A 20,461-nucleotide genomic window follows, 5' to 3' on the forward strand; every position below is an offset into this window, starting at 1 on the left:
GCCCGCTCCGATGGCGAGGATGAGGTCAGGCCGAGCCGCTGATCACCCGGTCACGCCCGGCAAGGACGCCCGTCCCGGCGAGAATCGCCATGAGGCCTGCGGTGACGAGGAGCGGAAGCGTCCAGTCTCCGCTCAGGTCGCGAAGACCGCCGAACATCACGGGCCCCACCGCGGCCAGACCGTAGCCAACAGATTGGGCCATGCCGGACAATGACGCAGCTTGCGGGTAATTAACGGTCCGGAGGCTGAACAGTGACAGGGCGATGACGATCAGGCCCCCGCACCCGATTGCCCCCAGGACGACCCACAGCAGTACGAGGTCCGGCGCAAGTGCCAGCCCGAGAAACGTCACACACGCAAGAGCCCCGCTCGTGAAGGATACGAGCCGTTGGTCCGAGCCCCGGTGAAGGATTCCCCCTGCGGCGAGGCTGGCGAACACGCTGATGAGCAGGAAGACGGACAGATGGATGCCTGCGGTAGTGGCAGGGACCCCGCGGCTTAGTTCGATGGTGGGCAGCCACGCCATGAGGACGTAGAAGGCGATCGATTGCAGTCCCATGAAGATCGTCACCTGCCAGCCCAGGGCTGAGGTCCAGGGCGACCGGTAGGCGATGTCCGGCCTGGCAGCGTGTGCAGTGCCTAACGTATGCCGGCGCAGCCACGGCAAAAGCACCGCCATGGCGATGAGGGCCAGTCCCACCCAGATTCCCAGGGCCAGCCGCCATCCCGCCGGCGACGTTTGCGCCACAGGAACGACGACGGCGGCCCCGATCGCGGCGAAGGCCGCCTGTGTGGCGGTGTAGCTTCCGGTGACCTGACTGACCCTCATCGGGAAGTCCCGCTTGACGAGGGACGGCACCAGGACATTGAGAAACGCAATAGCCAGGCCGATCAGTGCGGTGCCCGCCCAAATGAAGCCGGGCACGGGTAAGGAGCGAAGCACGATGCCCGAGGCGAGGAACAGCAGGGACATCCACAGAGCCCGGTCGAGACCCAGCCGGGCCGCGAAGGCGGGCGCCACCGGTGAGAACACTGCAAAAGCAATGAGCGGAAGCCCCGTGAGGAACCCTGCTGCGGCACCGGACAACTCAAGGTCGGCGCTGATGTTTGCGAGCACCGGTCCCACACTGACAAAGGACACCCGAAGGTTGACTGCGATGAGCAGGAGGCCGATGAAGGCGAAGCCGAACCTCACGGGGCGGTCCGACGCATTTCTGGTTGCAGCGGGCATCGTGCGTTCTTCCATCCTTCGGGGAGGTAAAGAGCGTCCGTTGCGCCCGTCCGATTCCGCCCTGTCAGAGCAAAGGAGCCTCTGACTAGGCGTTTCATTTGCCGTCAACATACCGTATGCCGGCCGGAGCGCCAGCAAGCCCGCAGCAGTTCGCTTCCATCCAGTGGAAGCCGGAGCTTCTGCCCGCCGGTGATGTGGACCACACTGGAGCCTAAGAAGCCCGCCACCCCCAACAGGTGCCGGGCGGAACCAAGTCACCAGGAGTCAAGATGTCATCGTCGACAGAAACGGCTGGACGCTGTCCTTTCGGGTACGGCGCCGAAGCCCCCGCCGGGCACCACGGCTACGAGCCCTTCCAGATGAAGGATCCCTTCACCGCCTACGCCGAGCTGCGGACCGAGCAGCCCGTCATGTTCGACGAGCGCGTAGGACTGTACGTTGTCTCCCGCTATGACGACATCAAGGCCGTCTTCGAGGACTGGGAAACCTTCTCCAGCGAAAACGCCCAGGCGCCCGTCCGTGAACGCGGCGCCGACGCGAAGAAGATCATGGAAGAGGGCGGCTTTACCGCCTACTCGGGCCTGTCCGCCCGCCGCCCGCCGGAGCACACCCGCATCCGCGCCGTGGTCCAGAAGGCGTTCACGCCCCGCCGCTATAAGGCGCTTGAGCCCTTCATCAGGGAAAATGTCGTCAAACTGCTCGAAAAGATGCTCTCACGTGAAGAGCGCCGCGGCGACCTGGTCAAGGACCTTGCCTACGACGTCCCCACCATCACCATCCTGACCCTCATCGGCGCGGACGTCTCCCAGGTGGACACCTTCAAGCGTTGGTCCGATTCCCGCGCCGCCATGACCTGGGGCGACCTGAGTGATGAGGAACAGATCCCGCACGCCCACAACCTGGTGGAGTACTGGCAGGAATGCCTCCGACTGGTCAAGGTGGCCCACGAACAGGGCGGCGACAACCTCACCGGCGACCTCGTCAAGGCCCAGCAGGAGGGCGCCGAGATCTCCGACCACGAGATCGCCTCCGTCCTCTACAGCCTGCTCTTCGCCGGCCACGAGACCACCACCACCCTGATCTCCAACGCCCTGCGCGAGCTCCTGGCCCGCCCCGAACAGTGGCAGCAGCTGGTGGCGGATCCCAAGAAGATCCCCGCCGCGATCGACGAAGTCCTCCGTTTCGCCGGCTCCATTGTCGGCTGGCGCCGCAAGGCCCTGAAAGACACGGAAGTGGGCGGAGTCGCCATCAAGGAAGGCTCCCAGCTGCTGCTCCTGATGGGCTCGGCCAACCGCGACGAGAGCAAGTTCGAAGCGGGCGAGGACTTCGACATCGCCCGCCCCAACGCCCGCGAGCACCTCTCCTTCGGCTTCGGCATCCATTACTGCCTGGGCAACATGCTCGCCAAGCTCCAGGCCAAAATCGCGCTCGAGGAAGTGGCCCGGCTCGCCCCTGAGCTGCAGCTCGAGGACCCGGACGGCATCGCCTTCCGCGAAAACCTCTCCTTCCGCGTCCCCGAGACCGTTCCTGTCAGCTGGAAGGCATAACCACCATGCAAAGCAACGAATACATTCAGTTCTTCGACGGCGGCATCGAGCCGAAGCTTGAAAACCTCGGCGGCAAGGGCGCGTCCCTGGTCACCATGACCTTCGCCGGCATGCCCGTTCCGCCCGGCTTTGTGGTCACCACCGCGCAGTTCGACGCGTTTATGCACGAAGCCGGAATAACCGAGGAAACCCACCGGCTCCTTGCCGGCCTCGACCCCGAGGACATGACGCAGGTGGACAAGGTATCGGCCACCATCCGCGAGGACATCTGCTCCCGTCCCGTCCCGCAGGCCATGCGTGAGCTCACCATCACCGCCTACGAGTCGCTGATGAGCCGCTTCGACGCACCCGTTCCGGTGGCCGTCCGCTCCAGCGCGACCGCGGAAGACCTGCCGGACGCCTCCTTCGCCGGCCAGCAGGACACCTACCTCTGGCTCGACGGCGTGAAGGCAGTCACCGAGCACATCCGCCAGTGCTGGGCCTCGCTCTTCACCTCCCGGGCCATCATCTACCGGCTCAAAAACAACATCCCCAACGAGGGCCTCTCTATGGCGGTCGTTGTACAGAAGATGGTCAACTCCCGGGTCTCCGGCGTTGCCATCACCATGGATCCCACCAACGGGGACCGTTCCAAAATCACCATCGATTCCTCCTACGGGGTGGGGGAGATGGTGGTTTCCGGCCAGGTCACCCCGGACAACATCGTGCTGGATAAAGTCACGCTCGCCGTCGTCACTGAACACCTCGGCGACAAGCACGCCGAACTCGTTCCGGACACGGGCGCCAAGCGCCTCGTGGAACGGGAGGTCGACGACGAACGCCGCGGCCGCCGCAGCCTCACCGATGCGGAACTCACCGCCGTCGCGCAGATGGCCAAGCGGGCTGAAAAGCATTACAAGTGCCCGCAGGACATCGAATGGGCACTTGATGCGGATCTGCCGGACGGCGAAAACCTGCTGCTGCTGCAGTCCCGGCCGGAGACCGTCCACTCCTCCAAACCGGCCCCGCAAACCGCCCCTCAGCCGGTCGTCTCCGGCGGTTTCTTCAGTGGTTTCAGCGCCACCGTTCCCAAACAGGCCGTTTAGCTTCCCGAAATACTGTCAGTCCGTTTTCCCAACCAAGGCTCACCGTTGAGCCCTCTTGAAAGGACCGCCATGTCCCAGAAGTCCTTCCCCAAACCCTCCGAGCTCACGGTCCCCGCCGGCGCCGAGGGCTGGGAAAAGATCTACCCGTACTATCTGGTCTTCCAGGACAAGCTGAAGGAGCAGGAGGACGCCAAGTTCTGGTTCTGCGACAGCCAGCACTGGCCCACCGTGTTCAAGCCCTTTGAGACCATCGGCGGCGAGTTCGCGGTGAAGTGCCTGGGCCAGTACAACGCCCGGCACCTGATGATCCCCAACGCCAACGGCATCGAGTTCCGCATCCACCTCGGCTACCTCTACATGTCGCCCATCCCGGTGCCGGAGGACCAGATCGCCGCCCGTGTTCCGCTTTTCGAGCAGCGGGTGGGCCACTACTTCCAGAACTGGGAGCAGCTGCTCAAGGACTGGCACGTCAAAGTCAAGGGCACCATCGAGGAGATGGAGACCATCTCCTTCCCCAAGCTCCCTGACATGGTCCCGATGGAGGACATCACCTCCGGCAAGGGCAAGGACGGGTCCGAGAAGCTGCTCGAAAGCTACGACCGCCTCATCCAGCTCGCCTACCAGAACTGGCAGTACCACTTCGAATTCCTGAACCTCGGCTACATCGCCTACCTGGACTTCTTCAACTTCTGCAAGCAGGTCTTCCCCAACGTCCCCGACCAGTCCATCGCCACCATGGTGCAGGGCGTGGACATGGAACTCTTCCGCCCGGACGACGAGCTCAAGGGGCTCGCCAAGCTCGCCGTGGAACTGGGGCTGCAGGCGTACTTCGGGAACACGGACGACGTCGATGCCACCTTGGGTGCCCTCGCTTCGGCTCCCGGCGGCGACCGCTGGATCGCCCAGTACGAAGGTGCCAAGGATCCGTGGTTCAACTTCACCGTGGGCAACGGCTTCTACGGCCACGACAAGTACTGGAACGAGCACCAGGAAATCCCGCTCGGCTACATCGCGGACTACATCCGCCGGGTGGACGAGGGCCAGGAAATCATGCGTCCCGTCGAAGCCCTCATCGCTGAACGCGACCGCATCATCGAGGAATACCGCGACCTGCTCGAAGGCGAAAACCAGGCGCTGTTCGACGCCAAGCGCGGCCTCGCCGCCACGGCCTACCCGTACGTGGAGAACCACAACTTCTACATCGAGCACTGGACCATGGGCGTCTTCTGGCGCAAGATCCGTGAACTGTCCCGGATGATGCAGGCCGAGGGCTTCTGGACCGAACCGGACGACCTGCTCTACCTGGGCCGCAACGAGGTCCGCGACGCACTCTTTGACCTGGTCACCGGCTGGGGGGTTGGTGCCAAGCCCATCGGCCCCGACTACTGGCCGGAGGAGATCGAACGGCGCCGCGGCATCGTGGACGCACTCAAGACCGCCCGTCCCGCACCGGCACTGAACACTCCGCCGGAAATCATCACCGAACCCTTCACCCGGATGCTCTGGGGCATCACCACCGAGCAGGTCCAGCAGTGGCTGGGTGCCGGCGAAGAGGTGGAAGGCGGCGGACTCCGCGGCATGGCCGCGTCCCCCGGTGTGGTGGAAGGCCTGGCACGCGTGGTCACCGACGCCGATCAGCTCTCCGAAATCCAGCAGGGCGAGATCCTCGTGGCTACCGTGACGGCACCGTCCTGGGGACCGATCTTCGGCAAGATAAAGGCCACGGTCACGGACATCGGCGGCATGATGAGCCACGCCGCAATTGTCTGCCGCGAGTATGGACTCCCTGCCGTAACCGGCACAGGTTCCGCGTCCACCACCATCAAGACCGGCCAGCGGCTGCGCGTTGACGGGACGAAGGGCACGGTCCAGATCCTCGACGCCGAGGAGGACCTGGTGGTGACCGGCCCCGGCGCCCACAGCCACAGCCATGTCTGAGCTGAATATGCCGAGTGAAGAATATGCAGCCGGGGGCATGGACGCGGTCACGAACCGGACCGTCCTGATCACCGGTGCCGCCGGCGGGCTGGGCCGGGCGTTCGCGCTCGGCTTCGCCGGCCGGGGGTACCGCGTGGCGGTGGCCGATATCAACCTCGAAGGTGCCGAGCAGACGGCGAAGCTGGTCCGCGAGCTCGGCGCAGAAGCTGCTGCCTTCGCCGCGGACGTGACCAGTGTGGAGTCCACAGAGAACCTCGCGAAGAGCTGCGCGGACTTCGGTAACGGAAGCATCGACGTCGTCCTTAACAACGCCGCGGTGTACGCGACCGTGACCCGCACCCCGTTCGAGGACATCGATCCGGCCGAATGGGACCTGGTGATGAACGTGAATCTCAAGGGGCCTTGGCTGATGACTCGCGCCGCGAGTCCGTACCTGCCCGAGGGCGGACGCGTCATCAACCTCTCCAGCGCCACGATTTTCAGCGGTTCGGAGCAGTGGCTGCACTACGTTGCCTCCAAGGGCGGCGTGGTGGCCATGACCCGGGTCATGGCCAAGGAACTGGGCCGCCGGGGGATCACGGTCAACGCGATCGCCCCCGGCTTCACCCTGACAGAGGCCAGCTACGGGCTGATGGAAAATGCCGAAAACTACGGTGTGGACCGCGGCGCCATCAAGCGGGCCAGCCAGCCTGAGGACATCGTGGGAGCCGCGCTCTTCCTCGCCGGACCGGACAGCTCGTATTACACGGGCCAGACCATGGTGGTGGACGGCGGTCGGCAGTTCATCTGACTCGCTGTCCGGCTGACCATCCACTCCACCCCAATCAACTTCAACCCCAAGGAGGACCAATGCCAACGGTTCACTTCACTGATGCAGAAGGCGCCGTCCGCGACGTCGAAGGCAACGTGGGCGATTCGGTCATGGAAACCGCGGTGCGCAACGGCGTTCCCGGCATCGTGGCCGAGTGCGGCGGATCGCTGTCCTGTGCCACCTGCCACGTCTTTGTCCGGGAAGACTGCGTTTCGCAGCTTCCGCCGATGGAGGACATGGAGGACGAGATGCTCTACGGCACCGCAGTGGACCGCGAGGACAACTCCCGGCTGTCCTGCCAGCTGCGCCTGACGGACGGAACCGAACTGTTCGTCACCACCCCGGAAACCCAGGTGTAGCCGTGGGCACGCAAGCATCGGAGCAGCCGGTCGGCGCCACAACCAACCCCGCCACTGTTCCCACCCAAACCGGGCTCCTCATCATCGGCGCGAGCCAGTCGGGCGTCCAGCTCGCGGTATCCCTCCGTGCTCTGGGCTTCGACGAGCACATCACTTTGCTGGGCGACGAGGACCACCGGCCCTACCAGCGTCCGGCGTTGTCCAAGGAGTTCCTGCAGGGCACGGTGGAGAGCGAATCCCTCATTTTCCGCTCCAACGACTACTGGGCCGAGCACAACGTGGAACTGGTCAAGGGCGAGTACATCGTCCGGATCGACAAGGAAGCGGACGGTTCCGGGGTGGCGCACGCGTCCTCCGGCCGGGAGTTCCCCTTCAAGCGGCTGGCCCTGACCGTGGGTGCCCGGGCCCGGAAGCTGGATATTGCCGGCGGCGACCTCGACGGCGTGCTGTATCTGCGCAACGCCGACGACGCCCTGGCACTCAAGGCCCGCGTAGGTGACGCCACCGACGTGGTGGTGATCGGTGGCGGGTTCATCGGCCTCGAGGCCGCGTCGAGCCTGCAGAAAATGGGCAAGAACGTCACCGTGCTGGAGTTCGGGCCGCGGCTGGTGGGCCGGGCTGTGGGAGAGGAGACTGCCGAGTATTTCCTGCAGGCGCACCGCTCCCGCGGTTTGGATATCCGGCTCAATACCAGTGCTGCGCGGTTCGCGCCGGATGCCGACGGCGGTAGTCGAGTTGCCGCCGTCGAGCTTCAGGACGGCACGGTGCTGCCGGCGCAGATCGTGCTGATCGGCATCGGCGTGATCCCCAATACCCAGCTGGCCGAACAGCTGGGCCTGGCCGTGGACAACGGCGTGGTGGTGGACCGGTTCGCGCTTGCCTCGGACGGCAGCACTGTTGCCGTGGGGGATGTGGCGAACATGCCCAACCCGGTTCCCGGCTCGGTGCCGGGGGAGCGGATCCGGCTGGAAAGCGTCAACAACGCCATCGAGCACGCCAAGGTGGCCGCCTACTCGCTCACCGGCCGGCGCGAGGAATACGCCGGCATACCGTGGTTCTGGTCCAACCAGGCCGACCTCAAACTGCAGATCGCGGGCCTCTGCAATGGATTCGATGCGACCGTGCTCCGGCGCGACGAGGAACGCGGAAAATTCAGCGTCCTCTACTACCGCCAGGGCAGGATCATTGCCGCGGACTGCGTCAACGCCCCGCTGGACTTCATGGCCGTGAAGAACGCGCTGGCGAAGGGCCAGAACATCCCGGCTGACGCCGCAGCGGACCCCGCCACTCAACTAAAGACCATCACCACGGACAGCTAACTGCACTCAGTAAGTTGGCCCACCCGAAGGAGCATTATGAGCACCCCCAAGACTCCGGTCGCTGCGGGCCCCGATGACGCCGTTATGGTCACGGACGCTGCCGATGCGCTGGCTGACGCATTCGCCGCCGAGTACAGCGTCCGCCCCATCCCGGCACCCGGCCCGGTGGACACCAGTCCCATCAGCACCACGCCCGCTGCCGTTGAGGAGCTGGACGCGCTGTGGAAGGCCGTGGTGCACGAGACGCGCACACGCGGCAATGACATTCACCTGCCCATCTCCCTGGCTTTCGCCGAACGCCTGTGCCGGGCCTACCCAGACGCCGACGCTGAGATGGTGCGGGTAGCAACGCTGCTGCACGACACCGGGTGGGCCCACGTTGACGAGTCCCGCATCATCTCGGAGGGGTTTGCCGGGGACTGGCGCAAGGCTGCCATCCGCTATGAGCATGAACTGCAGGGCTGCCATGTGGCGCGCCGGGTGCTGCCCGGGCTGGGCTATTCGGCGGCCTTCGTGGAGCGGATCTGCGAAATCATTGACGGCCACGACACCCGTCCCGTGGCCCGGTCGCTGGAAGACGCACTCATGCGCGACGCCGACCGGCTGTGGCGGTTCGACCAGGCCGGGATTGCGCTGGCTTCCTCGTGGTTCGCCATGGATCCGGCCACCTACACCGATCGGCTGGCCACCGAGATTGTGCCCGAACTCATCACCCAGGCCGCCGTGGACATGGCTACGGCCGACCTCAACCGCTCCAACGCCCTGCTGAAGACGGCGGTGATCCGATGACCTCCGCCACCAATGCTTCTTCGCTGGCTGCACGGGCGGAACTCTCGCTGCCGCACACGCACGTGGACACCATCTTTGTCGACGGTGCGTGGCAGCCTGCGCGGGGCACCGGCCGGAACCCGGTCACCGACCCCGCCACGGGCGAGGTCTGGGGCTCGGTACCGGACGGCACCCCGGAGGACGTGGACGCCGCCGTCGGCTCGGCCCGGCGCGCGTTCTCTAGTACCGACGACGACGCATGGCCCCGGCTGACCCCGTCCGAGCGGGCCGGCTACCTCCTCCGGATTGCCGAGGAAGTGGAGAAGCGTTCAGAGGAGCTGTCCCTGACCAACTCGCGGGAAAACGGTTCGCCCGTGGCCGAGTCCGCCGGTGCCGCGGCCAACGCGGCCGGCATCTTCCGGTACTTCGCCACGCTCGCCGAGTACCTCCAACGTGAGGACGTCCGCCCGTTCCCGCGCGGCGGCGGCGAGTCCGTGGTCCGGCGCGAACCGCTCGGAGTCTGCGCACTGATCGCGCCGTGGAACTTCCCCATCAACCTGGTGATCATCAAGCTCGCGCCGGCACTGCTGGCCGGCTGCACCGTGGTGATCAAGCCTGCCTCGCCCACCCCGCTGTCCATCCGAGTGATCATGGACGCCGTCGCGGCGGCCGGTGTGCCGGCCGGCGTCGTGAATCTGGTGACGGGTTCCGGCAGGCTGGGGGATGTGCTGGTGAAGCACCCCGGGGTGGACAAGGTGGCGTTCACGGGGTCGACGCCGGTGGGCCGGAAAATTGCCGCGGCCTGCGGTGAGCTGCTGCGTCCGGTCACGCTTGAGCTGGGCGGAAAGTCCAGCGCCATTGTGCTGCCCGACGCCGACCTGGACGCCATGTCCGGGGTCCTGATCAAGTCCTCCATGCGCAACACCGGCCAGACCTGTTACATCTCCACCCGGATCCTGGCGCCCGCGAGCCGTTATGACGAAGTGGTGGACATGGTCACGGCCACCATCGCCGCCGGGAAGCAGGGCGATCCCCTTGAGCCGGATACCGTGTTCGGCCCCTGCGCCACGGAATCCCAGTACCGGACCGTGCTGGAGTACGTGGAGTCAGGCTTGGCCGAAGGTGCCCGGGCCACCACCGGCGGGCGTGCTGCATCCTTGGGCGGGGGACTGGAGAATGGCTACTTTGTGGAACCGACGGTGTTCGCCGAGGTCACGCCGGACATGCGGATCGCCCGCGAGGAGATCTTCGGGCCGGTGATCACCATCCTGAAATACGACGATGCCGGCGGCAGCGTTGACGAGGCGGTGGCCCTTGCCAACAACACCGAGTTCGGCCTGGGCGGGCTGGTGTTCGGCGCGGATACTGACGCCGCGCTGGCTGTGGCGGACCGGATGGACACGGGCTCCGTGGGCCTGAACTTCTTTGCCTCCAACCATGCCGCACCGTTCGGCGGCCGGCACGATTCCGGGCTGGGAACGGAGTACGGGATCGAGGGCCTGAACGCCTACCTGAGCTACAAGTCGATCCACCGCAAGGTGTAGGTGGGCCGGAACGACGGCGGCCGCCAAGCGACCGCCGTCGTTCGCTATTTAAGAGGCCGATTTAAGAGGCTGAGGACGCGGTGTTGTAGGTCTGCTGGATCACTGAACCCCAGTACGGGCCGTACATTGTGGTGGATTTGCTGCCGTAGCCGTAGCTGTTGACCGAGTTCTGGTAACCGCTGGAGCTGGTGCCGATGAACCACGGACCGCCTGAGGAGCCGCCGGTCATGTTGCAGGGAATTCCCTGGGTGTTGAACTGGGGGTTGTAGGGATCGTTGGTGGCGGTGCCGGAGCAGCTCTTCAGGGATTCACCATTGAACGGTGAGGCCGCGGGGTAGCCGAAGGCCTTGTAGGCGAGTCCGCGCGCGGCGTTGAAGCTGACGCCGGAGGCCCCGACGACGTCGGCGAGGTTACTGCCGTTGAGCTGGCTCATCACGGCGAAGCCGGTGTCGTACTGCATGCTGCCTGACGAGCTCCACTGGGTGGGAGCGTAGAGCGCCTTTGCAGTCCACTTCCCGTAGGGTGCCGCGCCGTTGAGGTAGGCAGGAACAAACGTGAATTTTGTGGCGAAGGCTCCGGGTCCTTCATTGAGGCAGTGACCGGCGGTGGAGACGGTGTTCCGGTTGGTGGAGGCCACCGAGTTTGCCGAGCAGACGTAGTTTGTTCCGCCCAGGGTGAAGAAGACCTTGCCGATGTGGGACACCGGGCTTTCGCTGGCGTTGGCCTTCTGCTGGATTTGTGGCGCGGAGCCCTGGATCTTGGTCTCGGCGCCCTTGGCCTGAGCCGGCAGGTCGGGCTTGTTGGCCTTCCCCCGGTCCATGGCCTTTTTGGCCAGAACGTCGCCCGGTATGGCCGCGCGCATGCGTTCGGGCGTCCAGTAGTCGGCGCCGCTGGTGTCGGTCACGGTTGCGCTGCTGACGCCGGCAACATCTTTGCCGTCCGACGGTGTGGGGGCAGCCGTGGCTTGCCCTGCCGAGCAAAGGGCGAACAGTGCTGCTGTGGTGAGGCTCATCAGGCTTGTGGCCAGAGTCCTGGTTGATGTCATAGCTGTCCTCTATAGGGTCGGGTGGAGCGGACCTGGGTTGGGTTCGCTGGGGATGAACCTATCCCGCCATGACAAACTTGTAAATGAAAATTTGAAATCTGTTAACTCGTCAACGCTGAATGTAATTTGGCGGCTGCGCTGCGGCTGCGGAGTTGGTTTCCGGCGTCGCGGATGCGTAAGCCGGGCTTGCGGTGGGGCAGAATGCGTTTATGACCAATGACGATCTTCGGCCTGTCTACTTCCTTTCGGACAGTACCGGCATCACCGCCGAAACGCTCGGCAACACCCTGTTGACGCAGTTCCCGGCGAACAACTTTGACCGCATCACGGTCCCCTTCATCACCACGGTGGACCAGGCGAAGTCCGTGGTGCGCACCATCGACAGGCTGGCCGCGTCCGGCCCGCAGCCCATCGTCTTTTCCACTGCCGTCGGCAGTGACATCCGGCAGGCCATCGCCACGTGCCGGGCAATCGTCGTCGATCTCATTGGAACGCATGTGGGGCAGCTGGAGCAGGCACTCGGATCCCCGGCCAGTGCCGTACCCGGCAGGGCGCACGGCCTGGGCAATGCGGAGCGTTATCAGTCCCGGATGGCCGCCGTTGAGTACGCCATGGAACACGACGACGGCCAGAGCCTGCGGGCGTTGGAAAAGGCGCAGGTCATCCTGGTGGCACCGTCCCGCTGCGGAAAAACACCCACCACGATGTACCTGGCGCTGCAGCACGGCATCTTCGCCGCCAACTTCCCGCTGGTGGACGAGGACTTCCAGCGCGAAGGCCTGCCCAAGCCGCTTCGGCCTTTTGTTGAGAAGTGTTTCGGCCTTTCCTCCAACCCGCTGCGGCTGAGCCAGATCCGCACCGAACGGCGCCGCGGCTCATCCTATGCGTCGCTGCGGCAGTGCGGCTTCGAGCTCCGCAGCGCCGAGCAACTGTACGTCTCGCACCGGATTCCCTACTTAAACTCTGCATCGGTGTCCGTGGAGGAAATGGCCGCCACCATCCTGCAGCGCATGAACCTCAAGCACTAGGGAAATTTTTCACAAACCGGGTGTGGCAGACATCATGTTGGAAAGAGGGCCCCGGACCTGTCACTGTAGACAGGATTCGCGCCCACCGACCGGTTATAGCCCGCGGGCGGGCGGCACCACCGCATGCCATCATCTGCAAAGGAGCAGCAACTATGACTACAGACATCCTGTGGTTTTCAGAACTCGGCCTCAAGGACCTGGACCGGGTGGGCGGTAAAAACGCCTCGCTCGGCGAGATGGTGCAGAACCTCACGTCCGCCGGCGTCCAGGTCCCGGACGGCTTTGCCACCACCGCCGACGCCTACCGCAGCTTCCTCGCAGACTCCGGCCTCGACCAGCGGATTGCTGACCGGATGCTCGGCCTCGACACCGATGATGTGACTGCCCTGGCCGCGGCCGGCCAGGAAATCCGGACCCTCATGCGCGAGACGCCCTTCCTGCCGGACTTCGAAAAGCAGGTCCGGGACTCCTACCAGCAGCTGGTGGAGAAGCACGGCGGCTCCGAGGACCTCTCCTGGGCCGTCCGTTCCAGCGCGACGGCCGAAGACCTTCCCGATGCCTCGTTCGCGGGCCAGCAGGAAACTTTCCTGAACGTCCGCGGCATCGACAACATCCTGCTCGCCATCAAGGACGTCTTCGCCTCCCTCTACAACGACCGCGCCATCGCCTACCGCGTGCACCACAAGTTCGAGCACGCCGATGTGGCGCTCTCGGCGGGCGTCCAGCGCATGGTGCGTTCCGACGTCGGGGCTTCCGGCGTGATGTTCACCATGGACACCGAATCCGGGTTCCAGGACGCCGTGTTCGTTACCTCCTCCTACGGCCTCGGTGAGGCCGTAGTCCAGGGCGCCGTGAACCCCGACGAGTTCTACGTGTACAAGCCCGCACTCCAGGCCGGCCGCCCCGCCATCCTCAAGCGGGGACTGGGCGAGAAGGCCCTCCAGATGACCTACACGAACAGCCAGGAAATCGGCCGCACCATCGATTTCGTGCCGGTTGAGGCTTCGCTGCGGAACCGCTTCAGCCTCACGGACGACGACGTCGAGCAGCTCGCCCGGCACGCCGTCGCCATCGAAAACCACTACGGCCGTCCCATGGACATCGAGTGGGGCAAGGACGGGATCGACGGCGGCCTGTACATCCTGCAGGCCCGCCCCGAGACTGTCCAGTCCCGCCGTGCCGCGGGCAGCCTGAGCCGTTTCCGCCTCAACGGGACCAGCCGCGTGCTCGCCGAAGGCCGCGCGATCGGCCAGCGCATCGGTGCCGGCAGCGTCCGCATCCTGACCTCGATCGACCAGATGGCTGCGTTCGAGACCGGCGATGTCCTGGTTGCCGACATGACTGATCCTGACTGGGAACCGATCATGAAGCGCGCCTCCGCCATCGTCACCAACCGTGGCGGCCGCACGTGCCACGCTGCCATCATCGCCCGCGAACTGGGGATTCCCGCCGTCGTCGGCACCGGGGACGCCACCCAGGCGCTCTCCGATGGCCTCCAGGTGACGGTCACCTGCGCCGACGGTGAAGCCGGCCTGATCTACGAAGGAATTCTGGACTTCACGGTCGAGGAAACCGAGGTCACCCAGCTGCCCGAAGCCCCGGTCAAGGTCATGATGAACGTGGGCACCCCGGAGCAGGCGTTCACCTTCGCGCAGCTGCCCAACCACGGCGTGGGCCTGGCGCGGCTGGAATTCATCATCAACCGCCAGATCGGCATCCACCCCAAGGCCCTGCTGAACCTGGACGAGCAGCCCGCCGAGGTGGCCGCGGAAATCCGCGAACGCATCGCCGCGTACAGCAGCCCGCGTGACTACTACATCAAGCGCCTGGCCGAGGGCGTGGCCACCATTGCCGCAGCCTTCGCGCCGAACCCGGTGATTGTGCGCATGTCCGACTTCAAGTCCAACGAGTACGCCAACCTCATCGGCGGACCCGCCTACGAGCCGCGCGAAGAGAACCCGATGCTGGGCTTCCGCGGCGCCTCACGGTACCTGGACCCGTCCTTCCGGGACTGCTTCGACCTTGAGTGCGAGGCACTGTCCTTCGTCCGCAACGAGATGGGCCTGACCAACGTCAAGCTGATGATCCCGTTCGTGCGTACCCTGGACGAGGCCCGCGGTGTCATCGACCTGCTGGCCGAGAACGGCCTGAAGCGCGGCGAGAACGGCCTCGAGGTGATCATGATGTGCGAGATTCCCTCCAACGCCCTGCTCGCAGACGAATTCCTGGAGTACTTCGACGGCTTCTCCATCGGCTCCAACGACATGACCCAGCTGGCCCTGGGCCTGGACCGTGACTCGGCGATTATCTCGGGCGGATTCGACGAACGCGATCCCGCCGTCAAGAAGCTCCTCACCATGGCCATCAAGGCCTGCAAGGCAAAGGGCAAGTACGTCGGCATCTGCGGCCAGGGCCCCAGCGACCACGCCGACTTCGCCGAGTGGCTGGTCGGGGAAGGCATCGACTCCGTCTCCCTGAACCCCGACACCGTGGTGGACACCTGGCTTCGTCTGGCCGGCGGGGCAGTGGACGCCGAGGTTGGTGCCGGCGCGGCAGCCAGCTGACCCAACATAACTGAGAGGGCGTGGCCGGCGGATATCGCCGGCCACGCCCTTTGCGCGTCTGAGCTGATTCAGCGGAAGGCAGGAACCCCGGTGAGTTTGTTGCCCAGGATGAGGGTATGGACTTCGTCGGTGCCCTCGTAGGTGCGCACGGACTCGAGGTTGTTGGCGTGGCGCAGCGGTGAGTAGTCCAGGGTGATGCCGTTGCCGCCGAGGATGGTGCGGGCTTCGCGGCAGATTTTGATGGCTTCGCGGCAGTTGTTGAGCTTGCCCACCGAGATCTGCTCGATCTGCAGGCGGCCGGCATCCTTGAGCCGGCCCAGGTGCAGGGCGAGCAGGAAGCCCTTGTTGATCTCCAGGGCCATGTCCACCAGTTTCTGCTGGGTCAGCTGGTAGCCCGCCAGCGGCTTGTCGAACTGCATGCGCCCCTTGGAATAGTCCAGGGCGGCCTCGAAGGCGTCGCGGGCCGCGCCCATGGCGCCCCAGATGATCCCGTACCGTGCCTCGTTGAGGCAGGAGAACGGGCCCTTAAGCCCGACGACGTTCGGCAGCACCGCGGATTGGGGCAGGCGCACGTTGGTCAGGTCGACATCGCACTGGATGGAGGCCCGCATGGACAGTTTCGGTTCGATGGGGGTGGCCGTGAAGCCCGGGGTGGAGGTGGGCACCACGAAGCCGCGGACGCCGGCGTCGGTCTGGGCCCAGATCACGGCGATCTGGGCCACGGAGGCCAGGCCGATCCAGCGCTTGGTGCCGTTGAGGACCCAGTCACTGCCGTCGCGCCGGGCGAAGGTGGTCATGCTGCCCGGATCAGATCCCGCGGTGGGTTCGGTCAGGCCGAAGCAGCCGATCGCCTCACCCTTGGCCATCTCCGGCAGCCACTCCTGTTTCTGTTCCTCGGAGCCGTGCTTGTGGATGGCACTCATGGCCAGGGAGCCCTGGACCGAGACGAACGTGCGCAGCCCGGAGTCGCCGGCTTCGAGTTCGGCGCCCGCCAGGCCGTAATCGACGGCGGAACGGCCCGCACAGCCGTAACCCTTCAGATGCATGCCGAGTACGCCCAGCTTGGCCAGTTCCGGCACAATCTCCAGCGGGAACACGGCCTTTTCGTACCAGTCCGCGATGTTCGGCCTGATCTCACTGTCCACGAAGGCCCGCACGGAATCGCGCAGCGCAAGCTCGTCCGCGGTGAGCAGGGAATCAAAGTCAATGAGGTCGCTGACATCAGACATGGGTGGGGCCTTTCATGGTGCTCTGCAGACGGTGGGGGCCGGCCGGGCGTTGTGTTCTATACGGCCATTATGTCGAGGATCTGACCCGCCTGTGGGCCCCGCGTGGGTCCCGGTAACCGCCGGAAATCTGACGGAAACGTGACCGGCCTACGCTGATCACGAAAAACCGCCGCGGAGGCGATGCGCGGACAATGCTGGCGTTGCATGCTCCTCCGGGTCTATAAACGAAGGACCGTGCCCGGCTACCGAAGGGAACCCGATGCATCTCATGCCCCGTGAGCAAGAGAAGCTCATGATTGTGGTGGCCGCCGATCTCGCCCGGCGCCGGCAGGCCCGGGGCTTGAAGCTGAACTTCCCCGAGGCCGTGGCCATCATCAGCTACGAACTCATCGAGGGCGCCCGCGATGGCCGGACCGTGGCGGACCTGATGAGCTACGGCACCACACTCCTCACCCGCGAGGACGTCATGGAGGGTGTCCCGGAAATGATTCCTGACGTCCAGATCGAGGCCACTTTCCCTGACGGCACCAAGCTCGTTACCGTCCACGATCCGATCCGATAGGGCAGGCCATGATCCCAGGCGAGTACATCCTCAGGCCCGAACCGGTGACGGTGAACGCCGGACGCGAGGCGATCGGCGTCGTCGTCACCAACACCGGCGACCGTCCCGTCCAGGTGGGGTCGCATTACCACTTTGCCGAGGCGAACGGCGCCCTTAAGTTTGATCGCGGGGCCGCCTACGGCCGCAGGCTGGATATCCCCGCGGGAACCGCCGCGCGGTTCGAACCGGGGGACAGCAGGACGGTCCGGCTGATTCAACTCGCCGGCAGCCGCGAAGTTTACGGCCTCAGCAACGCCGTGAATGGACCGCTCGACGGCGGCAGTCCCGACGCCGGCAATCCCGCCGTCGGTTCCGGCGCCCCTAAGGAGGACGCCCAGTGAGCTTCGACCTTCCCCGCCGGCAATACGCCGACCTCTACGGCCCGACGACCGGCGATGCCATCCGCCTGGCCGACACCGACCTGTTCCTCGAAATCGAGAAGGACCTCACCGTCTACGGCGAGGAAGTGGTGTTCGGCGGGGGCAAGGTGATCCGCGACGGCATGGGCCAGAAGGGCCAGGCCATCCGGGATGAAGATGTCCCGGACACCGTCATCACCAACGCCGTCATCCTCGACTACACCGGCATCTACAAGGCCGACGTTGCCATCAAGGACGGCCACATCTTCAAGATCGGCAAGGCCGGCAACCCGCAGATTTCTGACGGCGTGGACATCGTCATCGGCGCCAGCACCGAAATCATCGCCGGGGAACGGAAGATCCTCACCGCCGGCGGCATTGACTCTCACATCCACTTCATCTCCCCAGACCAGGTTCCCACGGCGCTGTGCAGCGGGATCACCACCATGGTGGGTGGCGGCACCGGCCCGGCCGAAGGCACCAAGGCCACCACCATCACGCCCGGCAAGTGGCATATTCAGCGCATGCTGCAGGCCGTCGAGGGACTCCCGATCAACATCGGCCTGCTCGGCAAAGGCCACGCCTCCGCCGTCGAACCCCTGGCCGAGCAGATCCGCGCCGGCGCAGTGGGGCTGAAGGTCCACGAGGACTGGGGCGCCACCACGTCCTCGATCGACACCTCCCTCAGAGTTGCCGACGAGCATGACGTTCAGGTGGCCATCCACACCGACACCCTGAACGAGTGCGGCTTCGTGGAGGACACCATCCGGGCCATTGACGGCCGGGTCATCCACACCTTCCACACCGAAGGGGCAGGCGGCGGGCACGCACCGGACATTATCAGGATCGCCGGGCTGCCCAACGTGCTGCCGGCCTCGACCAACCCGACGCTGCCGTACACGCGGAACACCATCGAAGAGCACCTGGACATGCTCATGGTCTGCCACCACCTCAGCCCGGCCATCCCCGAGGACGTGGCGTTTGCCGATTCCCGCATCCGGGCCGAGACCATCGCCGCCGAGGACGTCTTGCAGGACATGGGCATCTTCGCCATCACCTCCTCAGATTCCCAGGCCATGGGCCGCGTGGGTGAGGTGGTGACGCGCACCTGGCAGGTCGCGGACAAGATGAAGAAGCAGCGCGGCGTGCTCAAGGATCCCGACGGCGGCACCCACGGTGCGGAGAACGGTGCGGGGGCCGAGAGTGACAACTTCCGCCTCAAACGCTACGTGGCGAAGTACACCATCAACCCTGCCATCGCGCAGGGCATGGCCGACTCGATCGGCTCGGTGGAGGAGGGGAAATTCGCGGACCTGGTGCTCTGGAATCCGGCGTTCTTCGGCGTCAAGCCGGAGCTGGTCATCAAGGGCGGCCAGATCGCCTACGCCCTGATGGGCGACTCGAACGGCTCCATCCCCACCCCGCAGCCGCGCACCATGCGGCCCATGTTCGCCACCTACGGGAAAGCTCTGCAACAGTCCTCCATCACCTTTCTTTCCAAGGCCGCGATCGACGCCGGTGTGCCCGAGGAGCTGGGCCTGCAGAAGAACATCCGTCCCGTCTCGGGCATCCGCTCCCTGACCAAGGCCGACCTCAAATACAACGGCGCCACCCCCGACATCCAGGTGGACCCGGAAACGTACCAAGTAATGGTCGACGGCGAGAACGTCACCTGCGAGCCGTCCGACGTCCTGCCCATGGCCCAGCGCTACTTCCTGTTCTAACCTCCCACCCAGAGACAACTGATCAACCGGAGCCTGATGTGATCATCGAAAAAGTCCTCGGCAACTTGCACGAGCTGCCCGCCACAGACCTGGCCGCCTACACCGGCCTGCACCGGGAAAAGGTGGTCCTGCCCAGCGCCCAGCTGGTCAAACGCATTCAGCGGGTCACCACCGATCACGGCAAGGAAATCGGCATCCGTCTCCCGTCGGGCTCAGGCGACCTGCGCGACGGAGACATCCTGCACGTGGCCGACACCAACATGATCATCGTGTCCGTGCTGCCCACCGACGTCCTGGTCATCGCACCCCGGTCCGTCCACGAAATGGGGGTCGTGGCTCATTCCTTGGGTAACCGGCATCTCCCGGCCCAGTTCTTCGACGCCGCCTCGGAGTACGGGGCCGACGTCATGGTGTGCGCGTACGACCACACCGTCGAGGACTACCTTCGCCACGTTTCCGTGCCCTACGACCGGCAGGAACGCGTCATGCCTGTGCCTTTTCGCCATGCTGAGCACTCGCACTGACTCGAGTGAGCCGCTTGCGGCTCCAGCGGGTGAAGGGGGCTGTGCCCGCTTCACGGTGCCCACCACACCGCAGCCCCCTTCACCCGCCTCCGCCGCTGTGCCCAGCTACCAGTTATCGCTGCAGCAACTCACCGACTCTGCGCTTCCTACTGGAGCGTTTGCTCATTCCTTCGGCTTCGAAACGTACATTGACCGCGGGCTGATCCACGACGAGACCTCCTTCAGTACCTGGCTATCCGCCTTCCTGGCCCAGCAGCTTTCTTACTCTGATGGTTTGGCTATTCGGTTCTTGTATGAGGACGTTCCTGTGGGGGAGTTGGATTCTTTGCTCTCTGCTTCTTTGTTGCCTCGGCAGGTTCGGGAGGCGAGCTTGAAGATGGGCGGACGGTTGCTGGAGATTGGGACTGGGGTTTTTCCGTCGGCGGAGCTCGCACTGTACCGGGACTTGGTGACCAGCGGCCGGGCTGCCGGGCATCAGCCGCTGGCGTTCGCCGTCGTCGCGCGTTCACTGGGGGTGCCGCTTGCCGAAGCGCTCGCCGCTTACCTTTTCGCCACGGTCACGTCGCTGACGCAGAATGCGGTGCGCGCGATTCCGCTCGGGCAGAACGCGGGGCAGCGGCTGCTGCGGCAAGCGGCCGATGACGTCGCTGCCGCCGTCGAGCGGATCGCGCACCTGACGCCGGACGACTTCGGGGCCCTCAGCCCCGGAATCGAAATTTCGCAGATGCGGCACGAGCGGCAACGCGCCCGAATGTTCATGAGCTAGCTGTGCATATTACTGAGAA

18 protein-coding genes are annotated in these 20,461 nt (G+C 65.2%); 15 read left to right on the forward strand and 3 right to left on the reverse strand.

Annotation, left to right across the window (positions count from 1 at the left end):
- Positions 1–25: 25 nt before the first annotated feature.
- Positions 26–1,231 carry an MFS transporter gene (locus AC1MCD_RS00340; RefSeq protein WP_498674779.1) on the reverse strand — a complete coding sequence of 402 codons (1,206 nt, stop codon included), beginning with the start codon at positions 1,229–1,231 and terminating at the stop codon, positions 26–28.
- Positions 1,232–1,500: 269 nt separating this feature from the next.
- Between AC1MCD_RS00340 and AC1MCD_RS00345 the strand changes: the two genes are divergently transcribed.
- The 8 genes from AC1MCD_RS00345 to AC1MCD_RS00380 all read left to right on the forward strand — a co-directional run bounded on the left by AC1MCD_RS00345 (position 1,501) and on the right by AC1MCD_RS00380 (position 10,602).
- Positions 1,501–2,778, forward strand: a complete 1,278-nt coding sequence (locus tag AC1MCD_RS00345) for a cytochrome P450 (RefSeq protein WP_498674781.1) — start codon at positions 1,501–1,503, stop codon at positions 2,776–2,778.
- A 5-nt stretch (positions 2,779–2,783) separates the two neighbouring features.
- Entirely contained in the window at positions 2,784–3,863 is a 1,080-nt protein-coding gene (locus AC1MCD_RS00350) for a PEP/pyruvate-binding domain-containing protein (protein ID WP_498674783.1), read from the forward strand.
- Between the two features lie 69 nt (positions 3,864–3,932).
- A complete protein-coding gene (locus tag AC1MCD_RS00355; RefSeq protein ID WP_498674785.1) occupies positions 3,933–5,801 on the forward strand; it encodes a PEP-utilizing enzyme in 1,869 nt (622 codons plus the stop codon).
- Positions 5,794–6,591, forward strand: a complete 798-nt coding sequence (locus AC1MCD_RS00360; RefSeq protein ID WP_498674787.1) for an SDR family NAD(P)-dependent oxidoreductase — start codon at positions 5,794–5,796, stop codon at positions 6,589–6,591. Before AC1MCD_RS00355 ends, AC1MCD_RS00360 begins: the two co-directional genes overlap by 8 nt.
- Before the next feature lie 59 nt (positions 6,592–6,650).
- Entirely contained in the window at positions 6,651–6,971 is a 321-nt protein-coding gene (locus tag AC1MCD_RS00365; RefSeq protein ID WP_498674788.1) for a 2Fe-2S iron-sulfur cluster-binding protein, read from the forward strand.
- Positions 6,972–6,973: 2 nt separating this feature from the next.
- On the forward strand, positions 6,974–8,290 hold the full coding sequence (locus tag AC1MCD_RS00370) for an NAD(P)/FAD-dependent oxidoreductase (protein ID WP_498674791.1): 1,317 nt from the start codon (positions 6,974–6,976) through the stop codon (positions 8,288–8,290).
- A gap of 36 nt (positions 8,291–8,326) precedes the next feature.
- Positions 8,327–9,079 (forward strand): HD domain-containing protein, encoded by a 753-nt coding sequence (locus AC1MCD_RS00375; RefSeq protein WP_498674793.1) that lies wholly within the window; start codon positions 8,327–8,329, stop codon positions 9,077–9,079.
- Positions 9,076–10,602: an aldehyde dehydrogenase family protein gene (locus tag AC1MCD_RS00380; RefSeq protein ID WP_498674795.1), complete on the forward strand. Its 1,527-nt coding sequence runs from the start codon at positions 9,076–9,078 to the stop codon at positions 10,600–10,602. Before AC1MCD_RS00375 ends, AC1MCD_RS00380 begins: the two co-directional genes overlap by 4 nt.
- A gap of 61 nt (positions 10,603–10,663) precedes the next feature.
- On the opposite strand, the gene AC1MCD_RS00385 is transcribed toward AC1MCD_RS00380, so the two are convergent.
- A complete protein-coding gene (locus tag AC1MCD_RS00385; protein ID WP_498674797.1) occupies positions 10,664–11,647 on the reverse strand; it encodes a trypsin-like serine peptidase in 984 nt (327 codons plus the stop codon).
- A gap of 209 nt (positions 11,648–11,856) precedes the next feature.
- On the opposite strand from AC1MCD_RS00385, the gene AC1MCD_RS00390 reads away from it, so the two are divergent.
- Positions 11,857–12,675, forward strand: coding sequence for a pyruvate, water dikinase regulatory protein (locus AC1MCD_RS00390; protein ID WP_498674799.1), 819 nt, complete (start codon positions 11,857–11,859; stop codon positions 12,673–12,675).
- Between the two features lie 152 nt (positions 12,676–12,827).
- Positions 12,828–15,239: a phosphoenolpyruvate synthase gene (gene ppsA / locus AC1MCD_RS00395; protein WP_498674801.1), complete on the forward strand. Its 2,412-nt coding sequence runs from the start codon at positions 12,828–12,830 to the stop codon at positions 15,237–15,239.
- 68 nt (positions 15,240–15,307) lie between these two features.
- On the opposite strand, the gene AC1MCD_RS00400 is transcribed toward ppsA, so the two are convergent.
- Entirely contained in the window at positions 15,308–16,468 is a 1,161-nt protein-coding gene (locus tag AC1MCD_RS00400) for an acyl-CoA dehydrogenase family protein (protein WP_498674803.1), read from the reverse strand.
- A 259-nt stretch (positions 16,469–16,727) separates the two neighbouring features.
- On the opposite strand from AC1MCD_RS00400, the gene AC1MCD_RS00405 reads away from it, so the two are divergent.
- The 5 genes from AC1MCD_RS00405 (at position 16,728) to AC1MCD_RS00425 (ending at position 20,442) form a co-directional block, all read left to right on the forward strand.
- The gene (locus tag AC1MCD_RS00405; RefSeq protein ID WP_498674806.1) at positions 16,728–17,030 is read left to right on the forward strand and encodes an urease subunit gamma; all 303 of its coding nucleotides are present in this window, start codon (positions 16,728–16,730) and stop codon (positions 17,028–17,030) included.
- A gap of 8 nt (positions 17,031–17,038) precedes the next feature.
- Positions 17,039–17,410 (forward strand): urease subunit beta, encoded by a 372-nt coding sequence (locus tag AC1MCD_RS00410; RefSeq protein WP_498674808.1) that lies wholly within the window; start codon positions 17,039–17,041, stop codon positions 17,408–17,410.
- Entirely contained in the window at positions 17,407–19,152 is a 1,746-nt protein-coding gene (gene ureC, locus AC1MCD_RS00415) for an urease subunit alpha (RefSeq protein ID WP_498674812.1), read from the forward strand. The genes AC1MCD_RS00410 and ureC overlap by 4 nt, the downstream gene beginning before the upstream one ends.
- Positions 19,153–19,190: 38 nt before the next feature.
- Complete coding sequence (ureE, locus tag AC1MCD_RS00420) at positions 19,191–19,676, forward strand: urease accessory protein UreE (RefSeq protein ID WP_498674814.1); 486 nt, start codon at positions 19,191–19,193, stop codon at positions 19,674–19,676.
- Positions 19,677–19,773: 97 nt separating this feature from the next.
- Positions 19,774–20,442 (forward strand): urease accessory protein UreF, encoded by a 669-nt coding sequence (locus AC1MCD_RS00425; RefSeq protein WP_498674816.1) that lies wholly within the window; start codon positions 19,774–19,776, stop codon positions 20,440–20,442.
- The last annotated feature ends 19 nt before the right edge of the window (positions 20,443–20,461 follow it).

The sequence above is a fragment of the Arthrobacter sp. BF1 genome, from assembly GCF_056680215.1.